At 69.7% G+C, this 8,819-nt stretch carries 7 protein-coding genes and 1 pseudogene; 5 read left to right on the plus strand and 3 right to left on the minus strand.

All coding sequences use genetic code 11. The features are described from left to right. Positions 1-994: isopenicillin N synthase family dioxygenase (locus M4D53_RS17425; protein ID WP_259955289.1), on the minus strand; the 994-nt coding region annotated here is incomplete at its 3' end. A gap of 150 nt (positions 995-1,144) precedes the next feature. Here M4D53_RS17425 and efeU point away from each other — a divergent pair. The 3 genes and pseudogenes from efeU (at position 1,145) to efeB (ending at position 4,641) form a co-directional block, all read left to right on the plus strand. After that, positions 1,145-2,083, plus strand: coding sequence for an iron uptake transporter permease EfeU (gene efeU / locus M4D53_RS17430; RefSeq protein WP_259955290.1), 939 nt, complete (start codon positions 1,145-1,147; stop codon positions 2,081-2,083). Next, positions 2,080-3,311 (plus strand): annotated as a pseudogene (gene efeO, locus M4D53_RS17435) (iron uptake system protein EfeO). The gene efeU and the pseudogene efeO overlap by 4 nt, the downstream one beginning before the upstream one ends. A gap of 19 nt (positions 3,312-3,330) precedes the next feature. Continuing rightward, positions 3,331-4,641 (plus strand): iron uptake transporter deferrochelatase/peroxidase subunit, encoded by a 1,311-nt coding sequence (gene efeB, locus M4D53_RS17440; RefSeq protein ID WP_259955291.1) that lies wholly within the window; start codon positions 3,331-3,333, stop codon positions 4,639-4,641. Between the two features lie 7 nt (positions 4,642-4,648). On the opposite strand, the gene M4D53_RS17445 is transcribed toward efeB, so the two are convergent. Both M4D53_RS17445 and M4D53_RS17450 read right to left on the minus strand, forming a co-directional pair. Then, positions 4,649-5,533, minus strand: coding sequence for a serine hydrolase domain-containing protein (locus M4D53_RS17445; protein WP_259955293.1), 885 nt, complete (start codon positions 5,531-5,533; stop codon positions 4,649-4,651). Then, positions 5,530-6,660, minus strand: a complete 1,131-nt coding sequence (locus tag M4D53_RS17450; RefSeq protein ID WP_259955294.1) for an acyltransferase family protein — start codon at positions 6,658-6,660, stop codon at positions 5,530-5,532. The genes M4D53_RS17445 and M4D53_RS17450 overlap by 4 nt, the downstream gene beginning before the upstream one ends. A gap of 111 nt (positions 6,661-6,771) precedes the next feature. Here M4D53_RS17450 and M4D53_RS17455 point away from each other — a divergent pair, with 111 nt between their 5' ends. Together M4D53_RS17455 and M4D53_RS17460 are read left to right on the plus strand one after the other, a co-directional pair. Beyond that, positions 6,772-7,998 carry an LLM class flavin-dependent oxidoreductase gene (locus M4D53_RS17455; RefSeq protein WP_025103205.1) on the plus strand — a complete coding sequence of 409 codons (1,227 nt, stop codon included), beginning with the start codon at positions 6,772-6,774 and terminating at the stop codon, positions 7,996-7,998. 1 nt (position 7,999) lies between these two features. After that, a complete protein-coding gene (locus tag M4D53_RS17460) occupies positions 8,000-8,644 on the plus strand; it encodes an FMN reductase (protein WP_259955295.1) in 645 nt (214 codons plus the stop codon). The last annotated feature ends 175 nt before the right edge of the window (positions 8,645-8,819 follow it).

Raw genomic sequence — 8,819 nt, forward strand, 5'->3', positions numbered from 1 at the left:
CACCCACGAGATCAGGGTGGTGGATGGCCGCCACATCGGGGTGTGCGCGCAGTCGGGACTTCATGGCGTTCTCGCCGTAGGTCGCGTGGATCGGATTGCTCGGGTCCTCGGTGACTCCGGTCGCCTCGGCGGCGAGGTCGGCAGGGAGCTCGAGCAACGGGAGCTGCTGATCGAGCGCCGGGTTGAAGAAGAACGGAATCGAGATGCGCTCCTCCGGCGCCCGTGGCGAGATCACCCGGTGGTTCGTCGCCTTGAGGTAGCCGCCGGTGGCGTACTCGAGCAACTCGCCGATGTTGACGACGAAGGCGCCCGGCACCGGGGGAGCCGACACCCACTCGCCGTCACGCTCGACCTGGAGTCCGCCCTTGCCCGGCTCCACCCAGAGCAGTGTGAGCACACCGGAGTCCTTGTGCGCACCGACGCCCTGCTGCGGTTCCGGCTCGTTCGTTCCCGGGTATCGCACGATTTTGATCAGGGTGGACGGATCGCGGAACGGCTCGTCGAAGTAGTTCTCCTCCGCACCGAGGGTGAGGGCCCAGGCGCGCAGGAGCTTGCGGGCGATCTCCGTGAGGGTGTCGTGCCATTCCGTGACGACCTCCTTGAGCTCCGGCTGCGCGGCGGGCCAGAGGTTCGGTCCGGTGAGGCGGTTGAAGGCGGGGCCCCCTTCGACCGGCTCGCGTTCGGGGCCGATGTCGATCTGCTCGCGCCAGTCGACCTTGCCCTGCGTCCGCTCCCCGCCGATCCGGGTGTAGCCGCGGAAGTGCGGGCTGTTGACGTTCTCGATCGCGAGCTTGTCCTCCTCCGGCAGAGCGAAGAAGTCGAGGGCGGCCTGATGCAGCCGCGCTTCCAGTTCGGGAGAGATACCGGTGCCGGTCAGGTAGAAGAAGCCGACATCGTGCGTGGCCGCGCGGAGGTCGTCGCGGAAACGCGCCGCGGCCTCGGGGCCGTCGTCGAGCTGGGACAGGTCGAGGATGGGGAGCGAGAGTTCAGCCATGGACCGAGGCTATGTCGCGGATGAGGCCCGAGGATGCTCTGTTGCATTCCATTACTTCGGTGGCCGGTGTCGGGCGGGCGCCGATCACGGTGCTAGAGTCTCGTCGGTAAGGGATGCCTTACCTCAGTCGCCTGCCAGAGAGTGTCTCCCGTGCTCGCCACCTTCCTCATCGGACTCCGCGAGGGTCTCGAAGCCGCGCTCGTCGTCGGCATCCTCGTCGCTTACCTCCGCCGTCTCGGTCGCCGTGACGCGCTGCCGAAGATGTGGACCGGGGTCGGCCTTGCGGTCGCCCTCGCTCTGGGCATCGGCGCGATCCTCACCTTCGGGGCCTACGAACTCACGTTCCAGGCGCAGGAGCTGATCGGCGGCGGGCTGTCCCTCGTCGCGGTGGCGATGGTGACGTGGATGATCTTCTGGATGCAGCGTGCCGGCCGCACCATGAAGGCGACCCTCGAGGGCGGCATCGACCGCGCGCTGACGGTGGGCGGTCTCTGGGCGCTCATCGCGATCGGCTTCGTCTCCGTCGCCCGGGAGGGGATCGAGACCACGCTGCTGCTGTGGTCGATGGTGCAGTCGTTCGGCGATGCCCCCTCGGCCCTCCTCGGCGCGCTCCTGGGACTCTCCGTGGCCGTCCTGCTCGGCTGGCTCATCTCCCGCGGGGCGCTGCGACTCGACCTGCGGCGGTTCTTCGCCTGGACGGGTGGCTTCCTCGTGATCGTCGCGGCCGGTGTCCTCGCCTACGCTCTGATGGATCTGCAGGAGGCGGGAGCACTTCCCGGTCCCTTCACCGCCGCCGCTCCGCTCGACCCGGTCACCGGCGCCGTCGCCGTGGGCGCGGCCGGCTTCCCGTTCGGCTGGGCGTTCGACGTGTCGGCGGCGATCGCTCCCGGCGGCGCGCTGGCCTCCGTCCTGCAGGCCACGGTCGGCTTCATGCCCGCCATGACCTGGCTGCAGGTGCTCGCCTGGGGCCTCTACATCCTCGTCGTGGGCGGGCTCTACCTCCGCGGCCTCCGCTCGGCACGCCCTTCGACGCGCGGCGCCTCCGCCGCCACCTCGACGTCCTGCCTCACACAGCAAGGAGCAGCATGATCACCTCGCACCGGGTCCTCGCCGCGGCAGCCGCCGCGGGCACCGCCGTCCTCCTCCTCAGCGGCTGCGTCGCGAAGAGCGATGCCCAGGCGACGGCGGCGTTCGACGTCTCATCCACCGCCACGGACTGCGCCGTCTCCGCGTCCACCGCGAAGAGCGGGACGCTGACGTTCGATGTGAAGAACGACACCGACCAGGTCTCCGAGTTCTACCTGCTGGCCGAGGACGGTCTGCGGATCGTCGGCGAGGTCGAGAACATCGCCCCGGCTGCGTCCCGCACCCTCACGGTGGTCGCCCAGCCGGGCGAGTATTTCACGCTCTGCAAGCCGGGCATGGTCGGCGACGGTGTCGGCCGGGCCTCGTTCACGGTGACCGGAGACCGCGTGGCGGTGGACGGCCCCGACGCCGAGCAGAAGCAGAAGGCCGTCGATCTCTACGGGCGTTCGTGAAGGATCAGGTCGGGCAGCTCGTGCCGGCCGTGGAAGACCTCGTGGCCGCCTACGAGTCCGGCGACGACGAGACCGCCCGCACGCTCTTCCCGCAGACGAGGGCGTTCTACGAGCGCATCGAGCCCGTCGCCGAGGCGCTCGGGGACCTCGACCCGCGGATCGACTATCGAGAGGTCGATGCGGTGGCCGAGGGCCTGGACTGGACCGGCTTCCACCGCATCGAGAAGGACCTCTGGGTGCCGGCGAAGGACGCGCTGAACGCCGACGGAGAGACCCCGGCATGGCAGGACTGGGCGCCGTCCACGCCCGCGGAGCGCGCCGATTACGGCGACCTGCTCCTGGCCGACGTGCAGGAGCTGTACGACTACGTGCACTCGGACGACTTCACCACCGCACTGGACGACCAGGGGATCGGCGGCATCTCCAACGGCGCGATCGCACTGCTCGACGAGGTGGCCACCGGCAAGATCTCCGGCGAGGAGGACTGGTGGTCCGGCACGGATCTCTTCGACTTCGCCGCGAACGTCGAGGGCTCCAAGATGGCCTTCTCGCTGGTGCAGGACTTCGCCGCGGCGCAGGGAGACGACGGCGAGGCCCTCGTCTCCGAGATCGAGACCGGATACACCGCCCTTGAGGAGTCCCTCGCCGCGCACGGCTCGCTCGCAGAGGGCTTCGTGGGGTACGGCGAGCTGACCGAAGCGGACAAGCGGGAGTTCACCGATCTCATCAACGCCCTGGCGGAGCCGCTCTCGCAGCTCACCGGCACGGTTCTCGACTGACGACGGTGCACGGGTAGGCATGGACGTGAACGAGTCGGAACCGGAGGCCCACGAGGCATCGGCGGGGGTGCCTACTGCGCCCTCCGGCGGCGGTCTCAGCCGCCGCGGGCTGCTCGGGCTGGCCGTCGGCGGCGGGGTCGCGGGCCTGGCCGTCGGCCTCGGGGCCGGGACGGCCGGCGGCGTGGCGCTCGGACGCGCACGAGCCGCGGAAGACGCCGAGTCGCGGTACGAGTTCTTCGGCGCGCACCAGGCGGGCATCACGACGCTCGTGCAGGACCACCTGCACTTCGCGAGCTTCGACATGATGCCGCGCACCGACCGGGACGACCTCATCTCCCTGTTGCAGGACTGGTCGTACGCCGCGGCGCGGATGACGCAGGGCCTGGAGGTGAGTGCGAGCGGCGCGGTGAACGGTCCCGCCGAAGCGCCCCCGGATGACACGGGGGAGGCGCTGGGGCTCCCCGCCGCGGGCCTGACCCTCACGTTCGGGTTCGGTCCTGGACTGTTCGAGAACGAGGACGGCGATCGCTACGGTCTCGCCGCCCAGCGGCCACCCGGTCTCGAGCGGCTTCCGGCCTTCCTCGGGGACGACCTCGATCCCGAGGCGTCGCACGGCGACCTGTGCATCCAGGCCTGTGCCGACGACCCCCAGGTCGCGGTCCACGCGATCCGCAACCTCAGCCGCATCGCGTTCGGGCGGGCGCGCCTGCGCTGGTCGCAGCTCGGATTCGGCAAGACCTCTCGTACCACGGCCGGCCAGGCGACGCCGCGCAACCTCTTCGGCTTCAAGGACGGCACGGCCAACATCCTCGCCGACGACGCCACGGCGCTCGCGGACCACGTCTGGGTCTCGACCGACGACGAGCCGTCCTGGATGGCCGGCGGTTCGTACCTCGTCGCGCGGAAGATCGCCATGCTCATCGAGACCTGGGACCGGGTGCGGCTGGCCGAGCAGGACACGATCATCGGACGGGACAAGGGCGTGGGGGCGCCGCTCTCCGGCGGTGACGAGTTCACGGCCCCGGACTTCCGCGGCACGAAGATCGATGCGAACAGTCACGTCCGGCTCGCGCATCCCGAGCAGAACGACGGCATCCGCATCCTGCGCCGTGGGTACAACTACGTCGACGGCAACAACGCCCTCGGGCGACTCGACGCCGGGCTGTTCTTCCTGTCCTACCAGCGTGATCCCGCCCAGTTCATCAGCCTGCAGCGCCGACTGTCGACCGACCGTCTCAACGAGTACATCCGTCACGTGGGCTCAGGCATCTGGGCGATCCCGCCGGGCGCGCGACCGGGTTCGTATGTGGGGGCGGAGCTGTTCGCCTGAGCAGGACTCAGCCGGCGGCGACGTCTTCGAGGACGGCGACGGCGTCCGCGGCGAACGCATCCGCTCCGGCGTGATCGTGAGCGGTCACCGTCACCACCGCGTCGCCGAGGAACAGCAGCAGCTGGCCGTGGGCCCCGTGCAGCCGCCACGCCCGCCCCGGACCCTGCCAGCCCGCGAGCGCATAGCGGTCGTAGCCCGGGTTGATGCCCGCGACGACGCCGTCCTCGTGCATGGCGTCGATCCACTCCGGGGCGACCAGTCGACGACCCTGCCAGGAGCCGCGATCGCGGATGAGCAGCCCCAGGCGCGCGACCTCCTCGGTGCGGAGCGGCAGGCCGCCACCCGCCTCGATGCGTCCGTTCGGGCATCGCGACCAGACCACGTCCTCGATGCCGAGCGGGGCGAAGAGGCGCGTCGAGAGGTAGTCGCCGACGTCGCCCACGCGGGTCGCGAGGGCGGTCATCGCGGTATAGGTGCTCGCGTTGGAGTACTGGAAAACACGCCCGCGCGAGGGCCGTCGCAGGAACTCGCGGGCCAGATCCGGCCAGTCCGTCATCAGCGTCTCGGACCACGGAAGGTCGATGCCGCTCGACATCGACAGCAGGTGACGCAGGGTGACCTGAGCGACACCGTCGCCGAGCTCGTGGTCCGGGAGGAGGGTGGCGACGGTGTCGTCCAGGCGGATCAGTCCGTCGGCGGCGGCGATGGCCGTGGCCAGCACGCAGACGCCCTTCGCGATCGAGTGCACGTCCTCCCGGACGTCGGGTGCCCAGCGGTGACCTGCGGTGTCCTCGCCGATGCGCACGTGGAGCCCGTGCGCGGCGAACCCCTGGGAGTCGGCGATGGCGACGAGCCGATCCCGGACCTCGGACGCGGGGTGGGCGGCTGTCATCGCGGACGCCGGGATCCGGTCGGATCGTTGCGGCGGCCTTCCCGCGACGCGAGCTCGGGATCGGCGAACAGCCACCGCGGCCGCGGCTCCACGAGCGGACGGAACACCCGCCGCACGGGCGTGGTCGCGAGCAGCAGTGCGAGGACCACCGAGAGCGCCGTGACCGCAGGGAGCCAGAACCAGGTCGGCTCGAGGTCACGCAGCACGCCGCTCTCCCGGAACGGGTAGAGCACGAACGAGTGCAGCAGATAGACGTACATCGTGTACTGGCCGAAGGTGGTCCACCAGTAGGACCCGCGGGGGATGAGGACGAAGAACGCGGCGCAGAGGACGACGGCGAGGAGCAGGAGCGCGAAACGGATGCCGCCGGCCCACCACTGGTCCCCGACGAGGTCGGAGTAGGAGGCCTCGTAGAACAGCCAATGCCGCAGATCCGTGGCCTGCCAGACGGGGAGCCAGTTCCACGCAGCCCACCCGGCGGTGCCGAGGACGGCGACGGCGGTGATCCGGACCCACCACGGGCGGAAGTCGAGGAGACGCAGGCGGTCGACGATGTTCCGCTCCCTGAGCCACCAGCCGAGGGCGAAGAAGGGCAGCAGGCCCAGGGTGCGCGAGAGCGAGAAGGTGCTGTCGACGTTCGGGAGATAGCCCGCGCCGACGGAGATGACCACCGTCCACAGCAACGGCCAGCGCAGCAGGGCGAGGTAGGGGAGGACGAGGCGGAAGATCCCGAGCGCGAGCAGGAACCAGAGCGTCCAGCTGGGCTGCGTCGGGTTCGGGGCGGTCTCTCCCTCCACGAGCCACTTGGTGAGCGTCCAGAGCGCCTCGAAGATGACGTAGGGGAGGATGATGTCGGTGATGACGCGGGCCATCTGCGTCCGGGTGGGGGAGCCCGACTTGGAGAAGTAGCCCGAGATGATGGCGAACGCCGGCATGTGGAAGGCGTACAGCGCCAGGTAGAGGGCGAAGGCGATGTCCGAGTCGTAGATGAGGCGCTGGATCGCGTGCCCCAGGACCACGAGGACGATGCAGGCGTACCGCGCGTTGTCCCAGAAGGGCACGCGTCGGCGTTTGCGGTCGACCGGCCCTGTGCTGGGCCCCGTCGTCCCGACTCCGGTGGTGCTCATTCTCCGAGGCTACCGGCCGGGAATAAAGTTGCCCTGCACGCGTTGACCCAATTACATTCAAATGAATAGAACCGGATGTCGAGCATCCGATTCGGAGAACACGGAGCAATCATGAGCGAGCAGTCAGGCGCGCAGGCGATGCAGTTCGGCATCATGTCGGTCAGCGACATCACCCGCGACCCCACCACGGGAGTCACCCCCAGCGAGCAGGAGCGGATCAAGGCGACGCTGGCCATCGCGACGCATGCCGAGGAGGTCGGACTCGACGTCTTCGCGATCGGCGAGCACCACAACCCGCCGTTCTGGTCGTCCAGTCCCACCACGTTCCTCGCCGCGCTCGCCGCACAGACCGAGCGGCTCATCGTCTCGACCTCGACGACGCTGATCACGACGAACGACCCGGTGCGCATCGCGGAGGAGTACGCGATGCTGCAGCACGTCTCGGACGGCCGCATGGACCTCATGCTCGGTCGCGGCAACACCGGACCGGTGTACCCCTGGTTCGGCCAGGACATCCGCCAGGGGCTTCCGCTGGCGATCGAGAACTACGCGCTCCTGCACAAGCTGTGGCGCGAGGACGTCGTGGACTGGGAGGGCAAGTTCCGCACCCCGCTGCAGGGCTTCACCTCGACACCGCGTCCCCTCGACGGCATCGCGCCGTTCGTGTGGCACGGCTCCATCCGCACACCGGAGATCGCCGAGCAGGCCGCCTACTACGGTGACGGGTTCTTCGCGAACAACATCTTCTGGCCGAAGGAGCACTACCAGCGCCTCATCGAGCTGTACCGTCAGCGCTTCGAGCACTACGGTCACGGCACGCGGGAGCAGGCGATCGTCGGTCTCGGCGGCCAGGTGTTCATGGCGGCGAAGTCGCAGGACGCGGTGAACCAGTTCCGCCCGTACTTCGACAACGCGCCCGTCTACGGTCACGGCCCCAGCATGGAGGACTTCACCGAGATGACCCCGCTGACGGTGGGATCGCCGCAGCAGGTGATCGACCGGTACGCGGCGATGCGCGAGCACTACGGCGACTACCAGCGTCAGCTGTTCCTCATCGACCACGCCGGCCTGCCTCTGAAGACGGTGCTCGAGCAGCTGGACATCCTCGGTTCCGAGGTCGTGCCGGTGCTCCGCAAGGAGCTGGCGAAGGACCGCCCGTCCACGGTGCCCGACGCGCCGACCCACGCCGCGCGCGTGCAGGCGACCTACGGAGACGGACCCACCCGGCAGGCGCGTCCCGGCGCGAACCGCGGCGACAACCTCACCGGGGACTCGCCCTACCAGGACACGCCGGCTCCCGCGGGAGCCGCGTTCGGACTCGGCCGGAAGGAGGCCTGACATGACCACGCGTCGCATCGCCGTCGTCTCGGCGGGTCTCTCCAACCCGTCGTCCACCCGGATGCTCGCCGACCGACTGGCGGCGGAGACCGTGAAGGCGCTCGCGGAGCGCGACATCGAGGCCACGGTCGACGTGATCGAGCTGCGCGACCACGCGCACGACATCACGAACAACATGCTGACGGGCTTCGCGCCGCCTGCACTCGAGACGGCGATCAACACCGTCGTCTCGGCCGACGCGCTGATCGCGGTGGCGCCGATCTTCTCCACGAGCTACTCCGGGTTGTTCAAGTCGTTCATCGATGTGCTCGACCCGGACGCGCTTACGGGGAAGCCCGTGCTGATCGGGGCGAACGCGGGGACACCGCGGCACTCGCTCGCGATCGACTACGCGATCCGTCCGCTGTTCGCCTACCTGCACGCCGAGGCCGTCTCCACAGGGGTCTTCGCGGCGTCGAGCGACTGGGGCGGCGCCGGAGACGATGTCGCACCGTTGGCGAAGCGCGTCGAGAAGGGGGCGAGGGAACTCGCCGAGGCGGTCGCGCGCCGGGAGGCTGCCACCGTCGTCGACCCTTTCGATCCCGCGACCTACCTGGGTGAGGGGCGCTCGTTCGGCCACATGCTCGGCGGTCTCGCCGGAGAATGACAGGGAGCCTCTCGAGAGCGACATGCCCCGTGCCTTTCGGCGCGGGGCATGTCCGTGTCTGCGGAGAGGGATGCGGGGGCCGGGGGGCCGGCCGCCCCAACCCCGCGGGCACACCCCATTTGGGGGGAACGGGGCCCCCGGGGGTGGGGGGGGGGGGGGCGCGGCGCCGTGTGTC

The organism is Microbacterium meiriae (assembly GCF_025143875.1).
In the GTDB taxonomy this organism is placed as follows: Bacteria; Actinomycetota; Actinomycetes; order Actinomycetales; family Microbacteriaceae; genus Microbacterium; species Microbacterium meiriae.